Origin of the sequence: Burkholderia sp. AU16482, assembly GCF_002223285.1 — a bacterium.
In the GTDB taxonomy this organism is placed as follows: domain Bacteria; phylum Pseudomonadota; class Gammaproteobacteria; order Burkholderiales; family Burkholderiaceae; genus Burkholderia; species Burkholderia semiarida.
On the sequence record NZ_NKEY01000009.1, the window covers coordinates 577,738 to 601,520 of the forward strand.

Below are 23,783 nucleotides of genomic sequence, written 5' to 3' on the forward strand. Positions count from 1 at the left end.
CGCGCGGCTTCACCTTCTGCCCGTGGTCACGCCCATGCGCGGCCGCAACCGCGTCGCGTCAGTCGTCGAAGGTGCCCTGATATTCCGGCGCCGCATCCGCGCGCGTGTTCAGTTCGAACATCACGCCGCCCGGCGCGCGGCAAAAAAAGCGCGAGCCGCGCCCGTTGTTGAAGACGTCGGTCTCCATCGCGACGCCCTCTTCCTTGAAGCGCGCGAACAGCGCTTGCACGGCATCGAGGCTCGGCAGCTCGAAGCCGACGTGGAAATTGGTCGGCCACGCGGGCACGCCGTCGCCGACGTGATCGATCACGACGTCGAAGCCCGGGCGCTTGAGGATCCAGGATTTGTCCCAGCTTCCCGCGATCGTGAAGCCGAGGTATCGCTCGAAGAATCGGGCCGTCGCCAGCGTGTCGGCGGAGGGAAAGCTCAGGTGGTTGAGCTTCATCGTCTGTGTGGTGTCGGTCATTGTCGCGTGCTCCGATGCGATGATGGGCGCAGGCCCCATGCCGTGCCGCCCGAGGACTTCAGAATACGAGCGCAAGCTCGCATTCCACAACTCGCATTGGACGTTCCGCCGCGGGCGCGTGCAAACCCTTGCGGGGCCGGGCGTTACGGGATGGCGACGAGCACGGCGGAAGGCGCTGCTCGCATTCGCGACGGCATCGTCGGTGCGAAATGCGCGATCGGCCGGCGACGACGAACGACGACGGCCCGGGATTCGCGAACGAATCCCGGGCCGCGGATCGACAGCGGATGCCGGGCGTCGCATGCGTTGCCCGGCACCGCGCATCGCTCAACGCGATGCAAGCTGCATCAGAACTGATAACCCGCGCCGACCACCGCGCCGAAGTCCGACCGCGTGTTGCCCGTCACCGATGCCTTGACGACCCAGCGGTTGCTCTCCGTCACGTACGAGTAGCCGGCCGCGAAGCCCTGCTGGCCGTGATAGTTCGACGTCGCCGCCGACACCATCGAGCGCCCCGCGCCGGTCGGCTGCGGCAAGCCGGCCACCGCCATCGCCGATGCGACGCCGCCGTACATGTCCTTCTTCAGGTCGTTGAACGCGTTGTACACCTGCCCGATGCGCTGGTCGGTATACCCCTTCGCCTGCGTCGACGCCGTCGCGAGATTGTCGTTCAGTTGCTGCACGTTCACCGCATCGGTCGGCGCCGTGCCGGCCGCGACGTTCGTGATCTGGCGCTCGCTGCCCTTCGCGCCGACCGAGAACGAGTTGTCGCGATCGGCGACCGAACCCTGGCCGACCGCCACCGCGTTCTTGCCGGTTGCCGTCGCCGTCGAGCCGATCGCGCCCGCGTCGGCACGTGCGATCCACGTGGTATTCGCATCGGTCGCGACCGCGCGGATTCGGTCGTTGGCCGCCACGTTCTTCAGCGCGTTGTTGAACTGGCCTACGTTGACCGCGTCGTTGTCGTTCACGCCCGCCGCGACACCGGTCAGCACGCGGTCGCCCGCCGTGCCCGAGAAGTTCACGCTCGTGCCGCCCGCGTCCTTGCCGACCGTGATCGCGCCGTTCGGATCCTGCTGCTGCACGAGGCCGGCCTTGCCGTTCGCGATGTTGGTCACGCTTCCTTGCAGGTTCGAGATGTCGGTGGTGTTCTTCGCCACCTGCTGGTTGGTCGCGTAGAGCTGCGAGCCGTTCACCGCGTCGGTGCTGGTCGCGCCGAGCGTCCCGGCCTGCACGTTCGTGATGCGCGTGCCGCCCGCGCCGCCGAGCGTGATCGTGCTCTTCGAGCTGTCGTCGTACTGCACCGCGAGCGCGCCGAGCTGGTTCAGGTTCGACTGCACGTCCTTCAACTGCTTCACGTTCACCGCGTCGGTATCGCTCGTGCCTGCCGCGACGTTCTTCAGCACGACCGCCGACGTGGTGTCGCCGCCGACGAGCGACACCGAATTCAGCCGGTTGCCGCTCGGGTCGACGTCGTACTTGACGACGTTCTTCACCGCTTCGCCAGTCTGGTTCGACACGTTCGTGATCTGCTGTTCGAGCGCGGTCTTCACGCCCGACAACTGGCCGCCGTTGACCGCGTCCGTGCTGCCTGCTGCGAGGTTGCCGTCGGCCACGTTCGTCAGCTTCGTCGGCGCACCGCCGCGCGCGGCGTTGAACGCGCCGAGCGTCGGGTCGAATTGCAGTGCATCCTGTTGCAGCCCGGCGATCGCGGCCGTGTTGCCCGCGATGTTCGTTTCGGCATTGCCGAGGCGCGTTTCGTGATTCGCGAGCGTCGTCGTGTTGCTGCCGACACGGCCGTCGAGGTTCGTCAGCGCGTCGCCGACGTTGTTGAACGCGTTGCCGCCGATCCTGTAGTCCGGTGCGCCGATCGAGCCGTCCGCGTTCGCCGTCGCGCCGCCGCCGAGCGCGGCCGCCACGCCGTCGGTCGTGCGACGCAGTTGCGCGCCGTTCACCGCATCGGTGCTGCCGGCCGCCACGTTGCCTTGTGCGACGTTGGTCACGCGCACCGGGCTGCCGCCGTTGCCCGCGCCGAGCGACACCTGCTGCTTGCTCGCATCGTCGTACTTCACCGCCAGCGCGTCGAGCTGGCTCGTCCCGTCGTGAATCGCCGCGGTCAACTGATCGACGTTGACGGCATCGGTGCCGCTCTTGCCGGCCGCGACGTTGCTGATCAGTTGCGGGCCGTGGCCGCCGTGGCTCGCATCGTACGCGCCGAGCGCCGGGTTCCACTGCAGCGCGTCCTGCTGGAGCGCCGCGATGTTGCCGGTATTCGTCGTCACCTGGTTGCCGACCGCCGTGATCGACTGGTTCAGTGCGTCGGTCGCCTTGCCGAGCTGGCCCACGTTCACCGCATCGTTCGCGGCCACGCCGTCCGCCACGTTGTGCAGGCCGACCGGCGCCGTTGCACCCGTGCCGCCGAGCGTGACGCCGCCGTGCGCATCGTCGTCGTACTGCACCGCGTTCTTCGTCGCGTTGCCGATCTGGCTCGCGATCGACGTGCTCAGGTTGCCGAGCGTCGTGCTCAGGTTGTTCGTCACGCTCGTGCTCAGCGACGCGAGGCCGCCGTTCAACTGGCCGACGTTCACCGCATCGTGCGCGTCCTTGCCGTCCGCGACGTTGCGCAGCGTGGTGCCGTCGCGGCCGGCGAACGTCACTGAGTCGAAGCCGCTCGCGCCGTCGTACTTCACGTTGCGAGTATCGGCCGCCTGCAGGCCGGCGATGTTCGAGGCCGCCGTGCTCAGCGATCCGTTGATGCCGGTCACGCTGTTCTGCAGGTTCGTGATGTTCGACGTCGCGGTCGAAAGAGACGTCTGCAGCGGCTCGATGCCGCCCTTCAACTGCCCGACGTTGACCGCATCGGTATCGGCGACGCCGGCAGCCACGCCGCCGATCGTCGTGCCGGTGGCGCCGTCGAGCGCGATCGCCGCATGCGAGTCGTCGGTGTATTTGACGACGTTCTGCGTCGCCGTGACGATGCTCGTGCTCAAGCTGTTGCCGACGCTGGTCACGCGCTGGTCGACGTTGGAGATCGTGGTCGACAGCGCATTGCCGACCGACGTCACGCGTGCGTCGACGTTGCCGATGCCCGTGCTCAGCGTACTGTTCACGTTCTTCAGTTGCTGGACGTTGACGGCGTCGGTATCGGCCGCGCCCGCCGCGACGTTCTTGAGCTGGCGTTCGCTGCCGAGCGCGCCGAACGAGACCGCGCCGCCGACCGGCGCGGCCGTGCCGCCGAACACCGGCGTGCCGCCGTTGTTCGCGCCGATGCTGCCCGAGCCGATCGCCACCTGGTTGTTGTCGTTCGTCTGCGCGCCGGCGCCGATCGCCACCGACTGCGTGCCGCCGGCGCGCGTCTGCGTGGCCGCGTCGTACGATGCGCCGGCCGATACGCCGTCGCTCGACGTCGGATTCGCACCGCCGATCGCGACCGAGCGGTCGCCGCTCGCGAGCGCCGAGTGACCGAGCGCGATCGAGCTCGTGCCGTGCGCATCGGCGACGTTGCCGAGCGCCATCGAGAAATCGCCGACCGCCGCCGACTGGCGGCCGACCGCCAGCGACGTATTGCCTTGTGCCACCGCCACCGTGCCGATCGCGGTGGCCGAGTTCGCCAGCGCCTGCGAGCCGACCCCGATCGCGATCGCGCCGCCGCTGCCGCTGCTGCCCTTGCTGCCCGCGTTCGACTGGTCGCCGATCGCGATGCCGCTGGCGCCGGCCTTCGCGTTGGTGCCTTGCGTCACGTTGGTGGTGCTGACGGCCACGTAGCTGCCGTTCTTCGTCGCCACGCACAGCGGGTTGGTGCCGTCGATGCACTGGCCGTTCAGCGCGTTGTCCGGGTTGCCGCGGTCGACGAAATTGTCCGCGTGGGCGGCGCCGGCAATCAGCACACCCGCGCCGGTGAACATCGCGGCGGCGAGCGCCGAAATCTGCTTCCTCTTCATGGTCTTCTGCTCCGTTGTGTAGCGTCTGGTTTGAATACGGACTACTTACTTTTATTGACAGCTTCGACTTCGATTGCGACTTCGGTTCTGAAACGGATTCCGCCGCCGGGCTGGCCATGTCGACACGACGCGTATCGAGCACCCGTTTCGGCGGGGCGTTCGAGGGCCCCGGGCATGACGCCGGATCGATGCTCCGTTCCGTTAATTCGACAACTTCATCAGGAATACATATTGATTCTTGTGGACGAGCTTTTTCCCCGACTGAATCCCGAGATTCAATCCGCCGTCGTGACATCTCCGATTTTTTTGCCGCGCCGACCGCGACCTACCCCGCTTCTTTTATTTCATCTCCGGAAACCGGAGTTTCATTGCCGTGCGGCGAGCACTTGCCTGGACCGTCATCAATCGATGCGCAGCCCCCCGGGTCGGGCAACGTCCGTCACCGCTTGCGCTGCCCTGCTCCACCCGTCATTCAAAGTTCGGACGAATTATGAGACACGTGCCTGAATTATTAAAGGCGGCATTCTTTATAGATTGTAAAATTCAAAATATTCAATGAGTTAGACTAAATACGCTCATTCCGCAAACGATTTCGCGACGATGCAATTAATCCAGATCTTTTATCGAGCGGATAAATACTTTGCCCAAGCGGATTCAAATGATGTTTTTTCTGAAATAGACAATCGACAAGCCGGCCGCAGCTGCGCATTCGCGACGAAAAATACGCGTAAACCACGAGGCGCGACGCGCATCGACGCTTCATGTTTCCTGTCGAAAACCGCCATTTTCGATAATCGAAAAGGAGGAATTGCGAGAATGGCGCCGCCATGGCTGGCCGGATTCGAAATATGCTCCTACAATTCCGCTCGCACCGATTCCGGCAGCCGCGGCCATTCTCGACGCGAGCACGGCAATCCCTCGCGTCCCGACCGGCTCGGCGATCCAGACGACGAACGCCGCGCGATACGTCGAACGGTTGCGTGCCGCGCGGGTCCGCCCGTGCCGGAATCGATGCGAGCGTGCGATGCGACGGATGCATCGCCACAGAGCGGGCTCCGACGTTTCCTCCGCACCGGGCAGGCCACCCGCGGAAACGCAGCCAACCGCCTTTTCACCACAGGTGCACGATGCCTTCATCGATCTCCGCATTGAGCGACGCGCATATCCTGATCGTCGACGATCAACCCGACCAGCTCCGGTTGCTGACCGACATCCTGCGCAGCACGGGATGCCGAATCAGCATCGCATTCGATGGCGCGCAGGCGTGCCAGCGCGCGCAGGCGCTGAGGCCCGACCTGATCCTGATGGACGTGCGCATGCCGCGCATGGACGGCTTCACCGCGTGCCGCCTGCTGGCCGCCGATCCGCTGACGTGCGCGATCCCCGTCATCTTCCTGACCGTGGCCGGCGCATTGCACGAGCGGCTCGAGGGGCTCGAGATCGGTGGCGTCGACTACGTGGTGAAGCCGTTCGAGCCAGCGGAGGTGATCGCGCGGATTCGCGTGCAGCTCTCGCGGACGCGACGCGAACGGCCGGCCGACCCGGAACCGGCGGAAAACCCGTTCGCCGGCGGCAAGGACGACGACATCATCGTGCGCGCGGCCATTCGCCACCTGTCGCGCCGGCTGAACGATCCGCCGACGGTGGAGGAACTGGCGCGCGCGGTCGGCACGCACGAGAAGCGCCTGTCGCGCGCGTTTCGCGACAATCTCGGCCAGACGGTGTTCGAATATCTGCGCTACGAACGGCTGCGCATCGCGCAGGATCTGCTGGATTCGACCACGCTCAGCATCGCCAGCATCGCGAAGGAAATCGGCTTTTCCACGCCGGCCAATTTCGCGACCGCGTTCCGCGAACGGTTCGGCATCACGCCAACGGAATGGCGGCGCCAGCGCGATACGGGCGCGCGCGCCGCTACCCGGCAGCCGCAACGCCGCGCGTAGGCCCGATGCGGCACGCTCACGCCTACCAGTTGTATTTCGCGCTGGCCAGCACGGTCCGCTCGTTGCCGAACACGCATACGGCATACGACTGACAGCCGCTCACGTAGCGCCGGTCGAACAGGTTCGCGACGTTCACCGCGAAACGCCAGCGCGGCAGGTCGTAATGGATCGCGAGGTCGTAAAGCGTCGCGCTCGGCACCGTCAGCGAATTGTCGGGTGCGCCGGCCGACGCGCTCTGGTAGCGCACGCCGCCGCCGACGCCGAGGCCCGCCAGCGCGCCCGTGCGCCAGGTCCAGTCGGCCCACATCGACGCCATCTGCCGCGGCAGCGGCACGGACACCGGCCAGTGGTTCAGCGACGCGTCGTTCGCCTGCACGTTCTTGACGTCCTGATACGCATACGACGCGACGATCGACAGCTCGCGCGTCACCTTGCCGACCGCGCTCAGCTCGATGCCGCGCGAGCGCACCTTGCCGGTCTGCACCGACGTCGTGGCGGTCGGGTCGAGAGTCGCCGGCGTCGGCGTCACGACGTTGGTCTGGTCGATCTGATACACGGCCGCATTCAGCATCAGGTTCCAGCCGGACGGCTCCCAGCGCAGCCCGGCCTCGGTCTGCGCGCCGCGCGTCGGCTTCGGCAGGCCGCCGCCGAACATCCGCACGCCGATGACCGGATCGAACGACGTCGAATAGCTGACGTACGGCGACAACCCGGCGTCGCCGCGATAGGTGAGCCCGACGCGCCCGGAAAACGCGCTGACGTCCTGCTGGGCATGCGTGCCGGCGGTGCGGTCGTCGAAGCGCGCATTCACGAAATCCTCGCGGCCGCCGAGCGTCAGCGTCCAGCGCCGCCAGCGGATCTGGTCCTGCGCGTACACGCCAACCGAGTTCATCGCCGTGTACTGATCGACGTGGCCGAGCGACGTCGGCCCGGCGAAGATCGCGGCCGTCACGGGCCGATAGACGGGGTGATACAGGTCGAGCGACGGGGCGAGCGCGAGCCATACGCTGTTGGTCGTCGTCTGCCGGTCGAATTGCACGCCGAACAGCAGCGTGTGTTCGAGCGGCCCCGTGCCGAAGCGCGCCTGCGCGTGATTGTCGACGTCGAGCCGGCTGTAGTTGAGCTGGAACAGCCCCGCGAAACGCATCATGTTCGTCGTGCTGCGCGGCGCGAGGCCGTTGCCGAACACCGTCGCGTCGTCGAGCGACAGATGCGACCAGCGCACGTCCTGATGCAGCGTCCAGATCGCGTTCACGCGGTGTTCCAGCGCGTAGCCGAGCGACCATTGCTTCTTGCGATAGTCGTTGAACGACGGGTCGCCCATGTAGAGGTCCTGCGACAGGCGGCCGTTCGGGTTCGGCAGCACCGTGCCCGACGCGGGCAGGAAGTTCGACGAGATGTCGCCGCTATCCTGCAGGAACGTCGCGGAGAACGTCAGCGACGTGTCGGCGTTCGGCCGCCACCGGAACGACGGCGCGAGCGCGACGCGCCGGTCGCCGTTCGGGCCGGTCACCGCATTGCCGTCGCGCGCGACGCCGACGAACCGGTACGCATACTTGCCGTCCGGGTCGAGCCTGTCGCCGACGTCGAGCATGGCCTGCTTGCGCGCATCGTTGCCGATCTGCACGCCGGCTTCGCGCACGCGCTCGCCGTTGGCCAGCTTCGTGTGCGCGTCGACGATCGCGCCCGGCTCGCCCGCGCCGTACAGCACCGACGTCGGCCCGCGCAGCACCGCGATCGAATCGATCGTGTACGGATCGACCCGCCAGTTCGCGATCACGGCCGTGTCCGGCGCCGGCAGCCCGTCGACGTACAGCGTCGGCGTGAAGCCGCGCAATGCCGCATACCAGTCGGTGCGGCTGTCGGCGCCGAACGTCGCGAAACCCGACACGTAGCGCAACGCCTGGTTCAGGTCGGCCGCGCCGGTCATGTCGATCTGTTGCGCGGTCACGAGGTTGATCGTTTGCGGAATCTCGTCGATCGGCGTGTCGGTCTTCGTGCCGGTGGCGGTGCGCCGCCCGACGAGCCCGACGGACGAAGCGTCCGTCGGCCCTCGCACGTCGATGGCCGGCAGCACGGCCGCCGCGCCCGGCGCCGATGCCTGCGCGTGCGCGCCGCCCGCGGCGGCCACGCACAATGCCCCGCCGGCCGCGATCGCCCGCGCGCGCCGCCGCGCTCCTGTCTCCGTCCACATCGTGTCGATACTCCGTCGTGCTGGGTTGGCCCGTTCTGCCGGATCGGCGGACCGTATGTCGCCGGAGGGCCGCCCGATGATGTCGTGATTGTCGTGCTCGCGATGACGCTGCCGCGTGGCCCGGCAAGCACGGGCCGATTGCGTCGTTCGCGAGCGCAGCGATCATACCGGCCGAACGTGACGCGGTCTTTAAAAAATAATCCGGTCGGCACTGCCCGCAGGTTCAAAGTGGCGCATTGTCGATCATGCGGGCGGCGGCGTCATCGCGGTCGCCGGTTCACGCAGGTGGCCCGCCGCACCGGCCGCCGGCGGAACAACCCATGCCCGTCGCGCGGAAGATGCGCGCCGCGGCACGCATCTTGCGCATCGCCGCGATCGCATCAGGCACCCCGGCGCAGCCGGGCATCGACGTGACACGCACATCCGGCAAAATTCACATCGGCATTTCGGGCTGGCGCTACGCAGGCTGGCGGGGCACGTTCTATCCGGACGACCTGAAGCAGGCGGCCGAGCTGCGGTACGCGTCGGGCCGGATGCAGACGATCGAGATCAACGGCACGCACTACAGCCTGCAAGCGCCCGACAGTTGGCGGCGCTGGTATGCCGATACGCCGCCCGGATTCGTTTTCAGCGTGAAAGGATCGCGCTATCTGACGCACATGCTCCGCTTTCGCGACGAAACGGCCACGATCGCGTGCGCGAATTTTTTCGCTCAGGGCTTGTTCGCGCTGAAGGAGAAACTCGGGCCGCTGCTGTGGCAGTTCCCGCCGTCGCTGCGGTTCGACCCGGCGCACATGGAGCGCTTCCTGAGCCTGCTGCCGCCCGACACGGAGGCCGCGCTCGCACTCGCCGGCCGGCACGACGGGCGGGTGCGCGAGCCGTATTTGCGGATCGACCGCAAGCGGCCGTTGCGTCATGCGGTGGAAGTCCGCCACGACAGCTTCGTGGACCCGGCATTCGTGAAGCTGCTGCGTCGCCACAAGGTCGCGCTCGTCGTGTCGGATTCGACCGAGGCGTGGCCGCAGTTCGAGGATCTGAGCGCGCGGTTCGTCTACATCCGGCTGCACGGCACCGAAACGAAGTATTCGGGCGAATACGCCGATTCGGCGCTCGAACGATGGGCGCGCAGAATCGAAGCGTGGAGCCGGGGCACGCAGCCCGACGATGCGCGCCTCGCCGCACCGGCGCTGCAACCGCCGCGTGCGCAGACGCGCGACGTGTACTGTTATTTCGACAACGACACGAAAACGCAGGCGCCGTTCGATGCCGGGCGGCTGATGGCGCGGCTCGGGCTGCATGCGCATGATGCGGTAACCGAATGAAATGCTCGGCGCGCCGCGGGCATCGGGCATGCCGTCCGGGCACCGCGCGGGCAGGCGCGCAATATGCTCCGGCTCTCCCGGCTCGCGCCCTTCATCGCGCCCGCCGTGTGCGCCCGGTAAATCTTGCATGACCGGTAACCGGCGCCATGGGCCAACACTGCAAGGAGAAAAGCGATGACCCTGCTTATCTATCTGGTGGGATGGATCATTTTCATCGGCGGCGTCGCCTGGGGTTTGATGACGCTGCATGTCGCGCAGTACGTCATCGAGATCGTGGCCGTCATCCTGTTCGGCATCGCGGTCATCACGGGCGCGACGCGCGCCCGGAATCGCGACCGGTCGTAGCGCGGCGCGCATGCCACGCGCTCGCTGATCGCGGTGACCACGCTGACCGCGGTGCGGTGCCGGATGCACGCCGACGGCCGCGTCCGCGCCAAGCGTTCCATGCGTCGGGCCGCGGTGCGATGAGGCGCGGTGCGCGACGGCGCGCGCCAGATAGTAGGCAACGCGTGCGTTCTTTGCATCGGCGGCGACAGGTGCGCTACGCTCCATTCGACCTCGTATCGCGGGTCAAAATTTAAGCGCTTAAACACCCAGAAGCCGACCCCGCGTCCGGCGGGGTCCATCACACGGAGGATGACGATGAACAGACGATCGATGCTGCGCTGGAGCATGTCGAGCGCGGCGCTTGCGTGCCTCGACCTGGCTGGCCCGCTGCCCGCCTTCGCACAACCCGCCCCGCGCCGTGCGGCGGCGAGCCCATTCGCGATGGGGGCCGACATCTCGACGTTGCCGGAACTCGAAGCGCATGGCGCGGCCTTCTTCGACCGCGGCGGCGCGCCGCGCGACTGCCTGAAGATTCTCCGCGCGCACGGCGTCGACTCGATCCGGATCAAGGTCTGGAACGATCCCGGCAATCCGGATTTCTTCCCCGCGAACCAGAGCGCTGCAGCGGGCTACAACAATGCCGCGCACGCCGTTGCGCTCGCGCAGCGCGCAGCCGCGCTCGGCATGCGCATCCTGATCGACTTCCACTACAGCGACTGGTGGGCCGACCCCGGCAAGCAGTATCCGCCGCATGCATGGGCCGGCAAGAGCCTGACCGAAACCTGCGCGCTGCTCTCGGCGTACACGACCGACGTGCTGCGCCGGCTGCAACGCGCCGGCGTGCGCCCGGAGTGGGTGCAGATCGGCAACGAGATCACGGGCGGCATGCTGTGGCCGCTCGGCCGCTACGACCAGTGGGACAACCTCGCGCAGTTGCTGAAAACCGGCCACGACGCGGTGAAGGCCGTCGATCCCCGCATCAAGGTGATGCTGCACATCGACAGCGGCGGCGACAACGGCAAGAGCCGCTGGTGGTTCGACAGCGCGACGCAGCGCGGCGTCGCGTTCGACGTGATCGGCCTGTCGTACTACCCGCAATGGCAAGGCGCGCTCGACGATCTGCGCAACAACGCGAACGATCTCGCGGTGCGTTACGACAAGGAACTGATCGTCGTGGAGACCGCCTATCCGTGGACCACGAGCGACGGCGATTCGGAGCCGAATGCGATGACGAACACCGGGTCGACGACCTTCCCGCCGTCGCCGGCCGGCCAGGCGCAATTCCTCGCGGCGGTCGTCGATATCGTGAAGGGCGTGCCGGGCAATCGCGGTAAGGGCGTATTCTGGTGGGAGCCGGAATGGATTCCGACGCCGGGTGTCGGCTGGAAGCTCGGTGCGGGCGACCAATGGGACAACAACACGCTGTTCGATTTCCACGGTCACGCACTGCCGTCGCTCGACGCATTCCGGCAGCGCTGACGCGTCACGGCATCGCTGCTTCACCGCACCGGCGCATGCCGCGTCAGTGCGGTGAATCGAAGCCGCGGCGCGCACTGCCCGTACCGCTCTCACCGTCGGCGCCGCCCCGCTCGCCGTACGCATCCACGGCGAGCAGCGCGCACGCCACGAGCGCGAGCCCGCAGCATCCGGCGAACGTCGCGCGATAGCCAAACAGATCGACGCACGCGCCCGACAGCACCCCCGATGCGATCGAGCCGACCCGCGCCGTGCTGAAGAACATCGCGGTCGCGGTGCCGGGGCGCGTGGGCATCAGGTCGCACACGCGCGTCATCCCGAGACACGACGTGATCGCGACCACGCATGCGCTCAGCAGTTGCAGCGGCAGGATCAGGTTCGCGCGCGTCACCGCCGCGAGCCCGATGAAATATGCGGCATGCACGAGCGCGCACGCGGTCAGCCAGCGCGCCTTGTCGAGGCGCGTCGAGCGCATGCCGAGCCACAGCATCATCGGAATCTCGAGCAGCGCGGCCAGCCCGAGCGCGGCCGACACGTTCGCCGGCGTGCCGCCGAGCGCGCGCACGATATAGAGCGGCAGCACGATCATCGTCGCGTTCGCCGCGAGCCCGATCAGCGTGAGCGCGACGAGGGTGCGCAGCACGCTGGCGCGCGGCGCGACGGCCATCGCCGCACGCGCATCGTCACGCGGTGGCCCGGCGCGATCCATTGCCCGCACGTGCACGGCCGCGGGCCGCCGCGCCGGCTCCGGAATCCGTGCGACGATCGCCGCGCATGCGACGAAGCCCGCGGAAGCCGCAAGAAAGAGTCCGGTAAAACCCGTCTGCGCGAGCATCAGCGCACCGAGCGCGGGACCGAACACCCACGCGATCGACAGCATCGTGCGCAGCGCGGCCGATGCAAGCTCGCGCTGTGCATCGTCGGCGACGGGCAGCACCGCGCGTGCGAACGAGAAGATCTGCGACAGCGACACGGCGCCCGCGCCGAGCAGGATCGTGCCGGCGGCGATCACCGGCCCATGCGCGCGCAGCACGCACAGCAGCGCAAAGCCGAGCGCGGCAGCCGCGAGCGACACCACGAGCAGCGGCCGGTGCCGGTCGCGACGGTCGGACCAGCGTCCGGCCCACGTGCTCGCGACGACGCCGCTCGCCGCGATCATCGTCAGGAAGACGCCGGCCAGAAACGGCGACATCCCCGCCGCCTCGACGCCGAACAGCGACAGGTACGGCGCGGTGAACGACATCGCGACGCCGAGCATCAGCGCCGCCGCGGAAAGCGGCACGAAGTACGCGATTCCCGCAAGGCGCGCGAAATGCAACCGCGGCGACCGCAACGACTGCATCGCGTCAGTCCGGCTCGACCCAGGCGGCCACGTCGACCGCGCCGAGGTCGCGGCTGCCGAGCACGAAGCGCGCACCGCCCGGCGCGGGCAGCATGCATGGCGTGTCACCGTAGTTGAACGCGAACGTGACGCGCCCGCGTCGACGCAACCGCACACCGTCCGGCAGCGCGTACGCTTGCAACCCCGCATCGCGTGCGCAGCGGGCAACGATCGCGCGCAACAGCGTCCGATCGAAACAGGCAGTCGCCATCGTCACGTGAGCGCGCCGCACGAGCGCCGGCACACCGTCGTCGCATGCGGCCAGTACGTCGACGCCCGGCGCCGCGTCCATATCGACGTGATCGCGCCATTTCAGCGCATGACCATCGACGCCGTCGAACGACACACGCGGCGCGAGCGACGGCCGCAGCGACTCGACCTGGCCAATCCGAACCGGTAGCACGTTGCGCAGCTTGCCGGGTGCGAGACCCGGCGCGATCGCGAATTCCGCGGTGCGCGAACCCGTGCGCGGCCCGAACAGCCAGTGGGCGTGTCCGCTCGCGGCCTGCTCGACGATGCGATCCGTGACGACCGGCAGCGTCGGCGCGACGACGAACGCATAACGCGACACGTCGGCGCCAGCCGCGACGATATCGACGTCGAGGCCCAGCTCGCGCAGCGCGCGATACCAGTCGAACACGTGCTGTTGATAGTCGAAATCGGCGCCGTGCGGCTGGATCCGGATCATCCAGTCGGCCTCGTAGTCGAACAGCAGCGCGACGCGGGCCGTGTCACGCTCGCCGGCGACGAGCGCGGGATCCAGCGCGGCGATCTCGCGTGCGACGCGCGCCACTTCGTGACCGCCCGGCGACAGCCGGTCGTCCGGCGCGTTGAGTCCCGAATGCAGTTGCTCCTGCGCATGCGGATACTGCCGCCACCGGAAATACGACACGAGCTCCGCGCGGTGCGCAAACGCTTCCCACGTCCACAGCCGCACCGCGCCCGCGTGCGGCACCGGGTTGTAAGGCCCCCAGTTGACGGGCCCTGCCTGCTGCTCCATCACCCACATCCGGCCGTTGCCGACCCCGCGATACAGGTCGTGCGAGAACGCCGATACGTCCGGATGCCCGGTGCGGGCCCAGCGTTGCTTGTCCGCTTCATCGAGCGGCAGCACTTCGGTGCGCGGCACCGGATAGCTGTCCCACGCGGCGACGTCGAGGCCACCGCGTGCGAACGCGTAATGATCGAACTCGGCGAAAAAACCCATGAAGTTATGCAGCACGTCGCGACCCGGCGCATGCGGACGGATCGCGTCGACCTGCGCGGCATGAAACCGCGCGACCTCGTCGGACTGATAGCGCCGGAAGTCGAGCAGGTGGGCGGGATTCGCGTCGGTCGGCGTATGACGCGGCAGTTCGATCTCGTCGAAGCCGCGATATTCCATGCTCCAGAACACGTTGCCCCACGCGCGGTTCAGCGCGTCGATATCGCCATAACGCGTGGCGAGCCACGTGCGGAAACCCTGGAGTGCCGCCTGTGTATAGCTCGGCAACGTGTTGTGACAGCCGAGTTCGTTGTCGGTCTGCCACGCGATCACCGCCGGATGCACGCCGTAGCGCCGCGCCATCGCGTCGGCAATGCGCACGCAGTGCTCGCGATACACGGGGCTCGCGATGTCGTAATGGCGACGCGAGCCGAACTGCCACACCGCGCCATCGACACCCACCGGCAGAATCTCCGGATGACGATCGACGAGCCACTTCGGCGGCGCGGCGGTCGGCGTGCCGAGTACGATCTTCAACTGCTGGCGTGCGAGCGTGTCGATCGCGTCGTCGAGCCATGCCCAGTCGTAGCGGCCGGGCTCCGGCTCCATCCGGCTCCACGCGAATTCGGCGATCCGCACGCGCGTCAGGCCCAGTTCGGCCATGCGCCGCGCATCGCGATCCCATTGTTCGCGCGGCCAGTGTTCGGGGTAGTAGCAAACGCCGAGGTGCATCGTGGATTCCTTGGAGAAAGAGGATGGACGGGTCAGCCCTTGGTCGCGCCGAACGTGAGCCCTGCGACGAAGTGCTTCTGCATCGCGAAGAACATCAGCACCGACGGTAGCGCGGCGAGCACGGAGCCTGCCGACACGATGTTCCAGGCGGTCGTCCACTGCCCTTTGAGCGCGGCGACGCCGACGGTGATCGGCGCCGCGTCGTCGCCTTGCGTGAGGCACAGTGCCCAGAAGTAGTCGTTCCACACGAACGTGAACACGAGGATCGCGAGCGCCGCGAGCGCGGGCCGCACGAGCGGCAGCACGACGCGCCAGTAGATCGCCCACTCGGACGCGCCCTCGACGCGCGCGGCCTCGATCAGCTCGAACGGCAGCTCGCGGATGAAGTTGCGCAGGAACAGCGTGCAGAAGCCGGTCTGGAACGCGGTGTGGAACAGCACGAGCGCCCATACGGTGTTGTACAGGCCGACGGCGAGCATGATCTGCCGCACCGGGATCATCAGGATCTGGATCGGCACGAAGTTGCCGGCGACGAACAGCCCAAGCAGCACGAGATTGCCGCGGAACCGGTAGTTCGCGAGCGCGTGCCCGGCGAGCGACGCGAGCAGGATCGACGCGGCGACCGACGGCACCGTGATCAGGAGGCTGTTCGCGAAGTAGTGGAGCATCGGCGTCTGCGTGAGCGCGGCGCCGTAGTTGTCGACGAGCGCGAACTGCTTCGGCCAGCTCCAGTAATGACCTGCCATGATCTCGTCGGTCGAGCGGATCGACGTGACGAGCACCGCGAGCAGCGGCACGAGCCACAGCGCGAGCGCACACGGCAGCGACAGCCGGTACAGCAGGCGGGCGGGACGTCCCCAGCGGGACACGGGCATCGGATACATTTGCGATCCTTACGATTCGACGCGCACCAGCTTGCGCAGCTGCCACACGATATAGACGAGCATGATCGCGAACAGCACGACGGCGATCGCGGCCGAATAGCCTTCGCGGTAGTACTTGATCGCCTGGTCGACCATGAAGTACGCGAGCACGGTCGAGCTGTCGAACGGGCCGCCGCCCGTCATCACCGAGATCAGGTCGAAGCTGCGCAGCGCGCCGATCACGGTCAGCACGACCGCCATGAACGTCGCGGGCCGCAGTTGCGGCAGGATCACGTGCCACAGCAGCGTGAAGCCGCGCGCGCCTTCCATCCGCGCCGCTTCGACGATCTCGCCGTTGATGCCGGTGAGCCCGGTCAGGTACAGGATCATGCAGAACGGGATCTGCGGCCACAGCGCGGCGACGATCACACCGTAGGTCGCATAGCGCGGATCGCCGAGCACCGGAATCCCGTGCCCGACGATCAGCTTCAGCAGCCCGAACGTCGGGTCGTAGAACCACGAGAACACGAGGCCGACGACGACGCCCGGCAGCACGAACGGCGCGAAGAACAGCGACTTCACGAGCCGGATGCCGAACACGTTCTGGTTCAGGTACAGCGCGAGCGCGAGGCCCAGCGGCGGCGCGGCGAGGAACAGCGCGAGCCACAACACGTTGTTCTTCAGCGCGACGGTGAACGTATCGGACTGCAGCAGCTCGCGATAGTTGTCGAGCCCGGCGAACGTCATCGGCGTCATCCCGTCCCACTGATGGAAGCTCAGCCAGATGCTGCTGACGATCGGGTACAGCACGAACACGGTGAAGAGCGCGAAACCCGGCAGCACGAACCACAGGGCCGCGCGATTGCGCCGCCGCGCGAGCGACGCGCGCGCAGGCCGCCGTGGGCCGGCATCGCGGCGCGCGGCGCTTTCGGACAGGCTGGTTGACATGAGATGACCTTCGATGAAACGAACGTGACGGTGACGACGCAGCACCGGGCCGACATCCTCGCCGGCCCGGCCGCGCGGCGCATTACTTCCGGTAGATGCGCTTGCGGGTCTGCTCGAGGCGCTGCAGGATCGCATCGAGCTGCGTCGGATCGGACAGGAACTGCTGCATCGCCTTCATCCCCTCGTCCGCCATTTCCTTCGTCATGTCGCGATCGTAGAACTGCGCGATGCCGCCCGGCGTCGTCGCGAGCGTATGGAATCCGATCTTCGAGATCGGGTCCTGCGGCTCCGGCGCCTTGTTGTTCGACGGCAGTTGCCCCATCCCCTTCGCGAACTCGCCGCTGACCGCCGGCTGCCCCATGAACGCGAGGAAGCGTCGCGCATCGGCCTTGTTGTGCGCTTTCGCCGGCACGATCAGCACGTTGACCGGGCCGTCCTCGGCAAGCGGCACCGACGCGTCGATCACCGGAAAGCGGAAGAAGCTGATCGGGTTGCGCGTCGCGCTCAGCAGTCCTGCCGAATACCAGGTGCCCATCAGCGTCATCGCGGCCTGACCGTTGACGATCAACGGGCTCAGCGAATCGACGTCGTAGGACAATGCGTTGTCGATGAAATACTTGTCGTCGATCAGCTTCTTCCATGCTGCGTACACGGCCCGCACGCGCGGATCGGTATAGGCGACGTCGCCGGCCATCAGCTTCTGGTGGAACGCATAGCCGTTGATCCGCAGGTCGAGGTAGTCGAACCACGCGGCGAGCGTCCATGCATCGCGCGCGGCCACCGCGATCGGCGCGATGCCGGCCGCCTTCAGCTTGCGGCACGCGTCGAGAAACTGCGGCCAGTCGGCCGGCTCGCCGTGAATGCCGGCCTTCTCGAACAGGTCCTTGCGATAGAACAGCCCGTACGCGTCATAGCCGAGCGGCAAACTGTAGAGCTTGCCGCCGTAGGTCGACGACTGCTTGACGGACGCATACGTGTCGTTCCAGCCGTTCTTCCGCCAGTCCGCGCTCAGATCCTCGATCAGCCCACGCTTTGCGAAATACGCGAGCCGCTCGCCGTTGTTCCAGCTCAGCACGTCCGGCGGATCGGTCGCGAGCCAGCCGGACATCTGGACCTTGTACGCCTCCTCGCCGACGTAGCTGACCTTCAGGTCGATATCCGGATTCGCCTTGTGGAACTGGTCGAACGCGGCCTGCCACGTCGCGCGCTGGTTGCCGCGCGCGGCGACGTTCACTTTCAACGTGCCCGCGTCGGCCGCGCCCGCGGCGCACGCCGCGGCAGTCGTCAGGGCAAGCAGCAGTCGGCTCGCACGAAATCTCATCGTTGTCTCCTGATATTGGTGTGTTGAATGCCGCGTCGCACGCGGCCGGTCGGCATGGCGCCGCTACGCGAACGCCGCTTCGGCGTGAAGGGCCGGCAACGCGATGCCGGCTTCGTCGAACAGATGGCAACTCGACGGCGGCACGAGAAACGCATGCCGTTCGCCGCGCCGCAACGCGGCCTGCCCCGGCAATTTAGCGAGTAGCGGCACACCGTCGGGCTGGTCGAGATGCACGTATGCGGCTTCGCCGAGCTGCTCGACGAGCGCGATGTCGCGCACGATCGACGGCAAGCCGGCATCGCCGGACCCGGCGAGCATCAGGTGCTCGGGACGAATCCCGAGCGTCACGCGCGCACCGCGGCCGACGTGGCGCGGCAACGCGCGATCGCGCAGCGTCAGCGTTTCGCCGGTGCCTTCCAGCGTCAGCCGGCAGCCGTGCACCTCGCCCGCGTCGACGACTGCCGGCAGGAAGTTCATCCGCGGCGAGCCGATGAAGCCCGCGACGAAGCGGTTGGCCGGCCGGTGATACAGCTCGAGCGGCGCACCGGCCTGCGCGATGCTGCCGAAGCGCGCGACGTCGTCGCCCGCATGCAGCAGCACGATCCGGTCGGCCAGCGTCATCGCCTCGATCTGGTCGTGCGTGACGTAGACCGAACTCGATTGCGTGAAGCGCGCGTGCAGCCGCGCGATTTCGACCCGCGTCTGGCCGCGCAGCGTCGCGTCGAGATTCGACAGCGGCTCGTCGAACAGAAACACGCGCGGTTCGCGCACGATCGCACGGCCGATCGCGACGCGCTGCCGCTGCCCGCCGGACAACGCCTTCGGCTTGCGATCGAGCAGCGCTTCGAGCTGCAGCACACGCGCGGCCTCGGTCACGCGGCGGCGGATCTCGTCCTTCGGCGTGCCGGCGATCCGCAACCCGAAACCGATGTTGTCGAACACGGTCATGTGCGGAAACAGCGCATAGCTCTGGAACACCATCGCGACGCCGCGCGCCGCGGGCGGTGTGTCGTTCATCCGTGCGCCGCCGATCCGCAGCTCGCCCTCGGTCACGTCCTCGAGCCCGGCGATCATCCGCAACAGCGTGGATTTTCCGCAGCCCGACGGACCGAGAAACACGCAGAATTCGTGCGACGCGATCTCGAGGTTCACGTCGCGCAGCACCGGCGCATGGTCGCCGTAGCGCTTCGAGACGTCCTTCATTGAAATGGCGGTCATCGCGCTCTCCTGTCGTCCATCACACGCATCGGATCGGAAAATTTAAACGCTTAAATTTTGATGGCGCGATTCGCCCGCTTCGCCGTACCATGTCGTCTCCTTCCTCTGATGTATCGAGAAATTAGCGTATCGGCTGCCCCCGTGCAACTTGTGGGACGCACTCCCAGAATATGAGCAGACACTCTCCCGCTTCACTTCCGCTGCATCACGCCAGCCGGCCGATCGGAGGCCGCGTATGGTGACGCTCGCGCAAGTCGCGCAGCGCGCGAACGTCACGGCGGCGACCGTCTCGAACGTGCTGCGCAATCCGCAGAAGGTGAAGCCGGCGACCGTCGAACGCGTGATGGCGGCGATCCGCGAACTCGGCTACCGGCCGAACCTGACCGCGCGCGCGCTCGCCGAGGGCCGCACGTCGACGCTCGCGCTGATGCTGTCGAACATCACGAATCCGTTCTATCCGGAATTCGTGCTGGCAGCCGAGCGCGAGGCGCGCAAGCGCGGCCATTACCTGCTCGTGTCCAATACCGACGACGATCCGGCGATCACCCGCAACTACCTCGAGCGGATCGCGGGGACGCTCGCGGCCGGTGCGATCGTGATGAACACCGATCTTGCCGAAGCCGAACTCGCCGACATCGCGCGTCACGGCGCATCGATCGTGCTGTGCATGTGGGAACACGTGCATGCGTCGCGTACGCTGCCGTGCGTGACCGTCGATTTCGCGGCGGCGGGCGCGCTGGCGGCCGCGCATCTGTCCGGGCTGCGACATCGGGCGTTCGGCGCGCTCGTCGGCAAGGGGTCGGGCGGTCCGCAGTCGGTGCGGCTGCGCGGTTTCGCCGACGAACTCGCGGCACGCGGCCACCCCGCGAATGCGCTGACGACCGTATCGGCGCACGACTCGATCGAAGGCGGCTACGAAGCGGCCGCCGCGTTGCTGCGGGAGCAGCCTGGCCTCACCGCGCTGTTCGCGACCAACGACCTGATGGCGATCGGCGCGATGCAGGCCGCCGCCGATCTCGGCCTGCGCGTGCCGGCCGATCTGTCGGTCGTCGGCATGACCGATATCCAGCTCGCCCACCAGTTCCGTCCCGCGCTGACCACGGTGCGGTTCCCGACCGCGCAGATCGCCGCGCGGGCGATCGCGCTGACGCTCGACATGATCGACGGGATCGAGCCGGCCGTGGCCGTGCATACGATCGGCGCGCCCGAGCTCGTCGTGCGCGAATCGACCGGGACGGCGCCGGACTGACGGTTCGATACGCACGCGCTTGTGCATGCGGCGTGCGGCGTATGCGTCGGGAATGAACGACGTGGCGTCGGTCGCGCGGGTTCCGTTCTCTCATTCGACGACGACGGCGGAAAGCGGCACATCGCGACCTTCGACGCGCGGCAATCCGATGCGGACGGGAAGAGATCGGGAAGTGCGGGATGGCCGCATCCGAAGCCGCAGTTCCCCGAAACACAAAAGGACGCGTCACCGAAACGACGCCGCGCGATTCGAGACGATTCGTCGTTCCGCCGGGGTCGTGGGCGACGCGCGTGACGCGTGAAGATTCGCGGCCGCCCGAGCATGCGGCGGCCGCGGTATCGACGTCGACTACTTCTTGATCACCGGGACGGTGAGCGAACTGACGAGCGACGTCACGGGCGCCAGCAGACCGCCCGACGCGCTACCACCCCCTTGCGCGGAATTGCCGTTCAGCGAAACCGCCAGCGCGGGAACGATGCCGGCCACCGAACCGACGGCCGAACCGACCGATTGCACCGCCGCGTTGGCGATCGTCGCACCGCCGGAGATGAGCGCCCCGGCGGCGTTCGTCACCCCGCCGACCGCACCGGCTGCCGTGCCGCCGTTGAGCGCGACACTGAGTGCCGGAAGCGTTCCGGCGACCGCGCCGGCGGTGCCGGTCACGGTGTGCGCGAGCGAGCCTGCCAGGCCGGTGGTGACCGTCGCGAGCGATCCCGTCGCACCGGTTGCGCCGGAGAGGACGCCGGTTCCCGAGCCGACGACGTTGCCGGCGCCGCCGGTGGCGGATCCGATCAGCGACGTGACGGTCGAGGCGATCGGTGTGATGGCCGCCGTGCCGCTGCCGGCGATGCCGGTTATCGCGCCGGACGTTGCGCCGATTGCACCGGTGGCTGCGCCGATCGGCAGCGAGCCGCCGAGATTGCCGACAATGCTCGTGATCGGCGTGATCAGCGCGCCGCCGTTGCCTGCGACACCGGTGACGGCGTTGACGACGCCAGTGCCGGCATTGGCGACCGTGCCCACGATGCTGCCGAGACCGCTGGTCGCGCCGCCGGCACCGCCCACTGCGCCAGCCAACGTTCCCACTGCGCCGGTTGCCGTGTTGCCGACCGTGCCAACGACGCCGCCGACACCACCGAGGCCACCGGTCGCGCCGCCGGCACGGCCCAGGGCACCAGTCAGCGTTCCGACTGCACCCGTTGCCGTGTTCGCTACCGTGCCAACAACGCCACCGAGACCACCGGTCGGATTGCCAACACCACCCAAGGCGCCCGTCACCGTACCGACTGCGCCGCTTGCCGCATTGCCCACCGTTCCGACAACGCCGCCGAGACCGCTGGCCCCGCCACCGCCGACACCACCCAGCGCGCCAGTCAGCGTTCCGACTGCACCTGTTGCCGTGTTCGCTACCGTTCCGATGACGCCGCCAAGCCCGCCCGTCGGATTGCCAACGCCGCCCAAGGCGCCCGTCACCGTACCGATTGCGCCGCTTGCCGCGTTGCCCACCGTGCCGACAATGCCGCCGAAACCGCCGGTCCCGCCGCCACCGACACCACCCAGTGCGCCAGTCAGCGTTCCGACTGCGCCTGTTGCCGTGTTCGCTACCGTTCCGACGACGCCGCCAAGACCACCCGTCGGGTTGCCACCACCGATGCCACCCAGTGCGCCGGTTACCGTACCAACGACGCCACCAAGCCCACCGGTCGGATTACCGACACCACCCAAGGCGCCCGTCACCGTACCCACTGCGCCGCTTGCCGCATTGCCCACCGTCCCGACAACGCCGCCGAGACCGCCGGCCCCGCCGCCACCGACACCACCCAGTGCGCCAGTCAGCGTTCCGACTGCGCCTGTTGCCGTGTTCGCTACCGTTCCGACGACGCCGCCAAGACCACCCGTCGGGTTGCCACCACCGACGCCGCCCAGTGCGCCGGTTACCGTGCCAACTACACCACCAAGCCCACCGGTCGGATTACCGACACCACCCAAGGCGCCCGTCACCGTACCGATTGCGCCGCTTGCCGCGTTGCCCACCGTCCCGACAATGCCGCCGAGACCGCCGGTCCCGCCGCCACCGATGCCACCCAGTGCGCCGGTTACCGTACCAACGACGCCACCAAGCCCGCCAGTCGGATTGCCAACGCCGCCCAAGGCGCCCGTCACCGTACCGACTGCGCCGCTTGCCGCGTTGCCCACCGTCCCGACAATGCCGCCGAGACCGCCGGTCCCGCCACCACCGATACCACCCAGTGCGCCAGTCAGCGTTCCGACTGCACCTGTTGCCGTGTTCGCCACGGTCCCGACGAGACCGCCAAGCCCACCCGTCGCACCGCCACTTCCGCCAAGACCACCGAGCGCACCGGTTACCGTACCAACTACGCCACCAAGCCCGCCAGTCGGATTGCCAACGCCGCCCAAGGCGCCCGTCACCGTACCGACTGCGCCGCTTGCCGCGTTGCCCACCGTGCCGACAATGCCGCCGAGACCACCGGTCCCGCCGCCACCGATGCCGCCCAGTGCGCCGGTTACCGTGCCAACCACACCACCAAGCCCACCGGTCGGATTACCGACACCGCCCAACGGCCCCGTCACCGTACCGGCCACCCCGGCGACCGGCTCGAGCAATCCGCTACCGATATCGATGGTCGCGCTTCCCGTCCCGGTCCCCGCCAGCCCGATCGAGATACCGCCTGCATTCGGGTTGCCGACCGTCACCACTCCGTTCCCCCATCCCGTCACGGTACCGACGAGTTCCCCGGGCGCGGGCAATCCGCCTCCGACGATGAGGCCGTCGGATTTGCTGACACTTCCCAGCGGAGAAGCCAGCACCCCCGCCTGAGACGCCGTGGCGGCCAGGCTGAACAAAGCCGCGACCGACAAGGCGATGCCTGTCAGTTTCACATTCGTTTTCGTTTTCATGAATAACCTCATTTCGGTTGGAAAACCGCGGAACAGCTCGAGCGATGACGCATGGACCCCGTCGCCCGAAGGCGGCGCGAATCGTTCGCGGATTGCCCGATACGGCAAGGCGTTGAAACAAGTTAAAACAGGCTGATACAACGGGATACCAGACACCACGTGACGTACTTCTTGAAAAGTGATTCGCATCACGAAACTTCTGTAATGCGAATCTGAAAACCCACCATCATCGAACCATCGACAAACGATCGGCCGCTCACGACAACTTCATCGCAAGCG

Annotated in this window: 15 protein-coding genes; 5 read left to right on the forward strand and 10 right to left on the reverse strand. The window is 67.6% G+C overall.

The features are described 5' to 3' along the window. Positions 1–58: 58 nt before the first annotated feature. Both CFB35_RS33095 and CFB35_RS33100 read right to left on the reverse strand, forming a co-directional pair. Positions 59–466: a VOC family protein gene (locus CFB35_RS33095; protein ID WP_179231829.1), complete on the reverse strand. Its 408-nt coding sequence runs from the start codon at positions 464–466 to the stop codon at positions 59–61. Between the two features lie 347 nt (positions 467–813). Further along, positions 814–4,407 carry a YadA family autotransporter adhesin gene (locus CFB35_RS33100; RefSeq protein WP_059577699.1) on the reverse strand — a complete coding sequence of 1,198 codons (3,594 nt, stop codon included), beginning with the start codon at positions 4,405–4,407 and terminating at the stop codon, positions 814–816. Between the two features lie 1,127 nt (positions 4,408–5,534). Between CFB35_RS33100 and CFB35_RS33110 the strand changes: the two genes are divergently transcribed. Then, positions 5,535–6,350, forward strand: coding sequence for a response regulator (locus CFB35_RS33110; RefSeq protein WP_059577696.1), 816 nt, complete (start codon positions 5,535–5,537; stop codon positions 6,348–6,350). Between the two features lie 22 nt (positions 6,351–6,372). On the opposite strand, the gene CFB35_RS33115 is transcribed toward CFB35_RS33110, so the two are convergent. Further along, positions 6,373–8,544 carry a TonB-dependent siderophore receptor gene (locus CFB35_RS33115; protein WP_059577695.1) on the reverse strand — a complete coding sequence of 724 codons (2,172 nt, stop codon included), beginning with the start codon at positions 8,542–8,544 and terminating at the stop codon, positions 6,373–6,375. Between the two features lie 410 nt (positions 8,545–8,954). On the opposite strand from CFB35_RS33115, the gene CFB35_RS33120 reads away from it, so the two are divergent. The 3 genes from CFB35_RS33120 to CFB35_RS33130 all read left to right on the forward strand — a co-directional run bounded on the left by CFB35_RS33120 (position 8,955) and on the right by CFB35_RS33130 (position 11,672). Beyond that, positions 8,955–9,866, forward strand: a complete 912-nt coding sequence (locus tag CFB35_RS33120; protein ID WP_059578022.1) for a DUF72 domain-containing protein — start codon at positions 8,955–8,957, stop codon at positions 9,864–9,866. 174 nt (positions 9,867–10,040) lie between these two features. Beyond that, positions 10,041–10,211: a hypothetical protein gene (locus CFB35_RS35200; RefSeq protein ID WP_167351632.1), complete on the forward strand. Its 171-nt coding sequence runs from the start codon at positions 10,041–10,043 to the stop codon at positions 10,209–10,211. 297 nt (positions 10,212–10,508) lie between these two features. Next, a complete protein-coding gene (locus CFB35_RS33130) occupies positions 10,509–11,672 on the forward strand; it encodes an arabinogalactan endo-1,4-beta-galactosidase (RefSeq protein WP_059578019.1) in 1,164 nt (387 codons plus the stop codon). A gap of 43 nt (positions 11,673–11,715) precedes the next feature. On the opposite strand, the gene CFB35_RS33135 is transcribed toward CFB35_RS33130, so the two are convergent. The 6 genes from CFB35_RS33135 to CFB35_RS33160 form a co-directional block, all read right to left on the reverse strand. Then, positions 11,716–13,011, reverse strand: coding sequence for a sugar efflux transporter (locus CFB35_RS33135; RefSeq protein ID WP_059577692.1), 1,296 nt, complete (start codon positions 13,009–13,011; stop codon positions 11,716–11,718). A 4-nt stretch (positions 13,012–13,015) separates the two neighbouring features. Next, positions 13,016–14,986: a beta-galactosidase gene (locus CFB35_RS33140; protein WP_059577690.1), complete on the reverse strand. Its 1,971-nt coding sequence runs from the start codon at positions 14,984–14,986 to the stop codon at positions 13,016–13,018. A gap of 32 nt (positions 14,987–15,018) precedes the next feature. Continuing rightward, positions 15,019–15,870, reverse strand: a complete 852-nt coding sequence (locus CFB35_RS33145; RefSeq protein WP_059577686.1) for a carbohydrate ABC transporter permease — start codon at positions 15,868–15,870, stop codon at positions 15,019–15,021. A gap of 9 nt (positions 15,871–15,879) precedes the next feature. Further along, the gene (locus CFB35_RS33150) at positions 15,880–16,797 is read right to left on the reverse strand and encodes a carbohydrate ABC transporter permease (protein ID WP_059577685.1); all 918 of its coding nucleotides are present in this window, start codon (positions 16,795–16,797) and stop codon (positions 15,880–15,882) included. Positions 16,798–16,879: 82 nt separating this feature from the next. Beyond that, positions 16,880–18,118, reverse strand: coding sequence for an ABC transporter substrate-binding protein (locus CFB35_RS33155; protein WP_059577682.1), 1,239 nt, complete (start codon positions 18,116–18,118; stop codon positions 16,880–16,882). A gap of 63 nt (positions 18,119–18,181) precedes the next feature. Beyond that, positions 18,182–19,336: an ABC transporter ATP-binding protein gene (locus CFB35_RS33160; protein WP_059577680.1), complete on the reverse strand. Its 1,155-nt coding sequence runs from the start codon at positions 19,334–19,336 to the stop codon at positions 18,182–18,184. A 235-nt stretch (positions 19,337–19,571) separates the two neighbouring features. Between CFB35_RS33160 and CFB35_RS33165 the strand changes: the two genes are divergently transcribed. After that, positions 19,572–20,585, forward strand: coding sequence for a LacI family DNA-binding transcriptional regulator (locus CFB35_RS33165; RefSeq protein WP_059577678.1), 1,014 nt, complete (start codon positions 19,572–19,574; stop codon positions 20,583–20,585). A gap of 348 nt (positions 20,586–20,933) precedes the next feature. On the opposite strand, the gene CFB35_RS35650 is transcribed toward CFB35_RS33165, so the two are convergent. Further along, positions 20,934–23,693, reverse strand: a complete 2,760-nt coding sequence (locus CFB35_RS35650; RefSeq protein WP_264160202.1) for a hypothetical protein — start codon at positions 23,691–23,693, stop codon at positions 20,934–20,936. Positions 23,694–23,783: the final 90 nt, after the last annotated feature.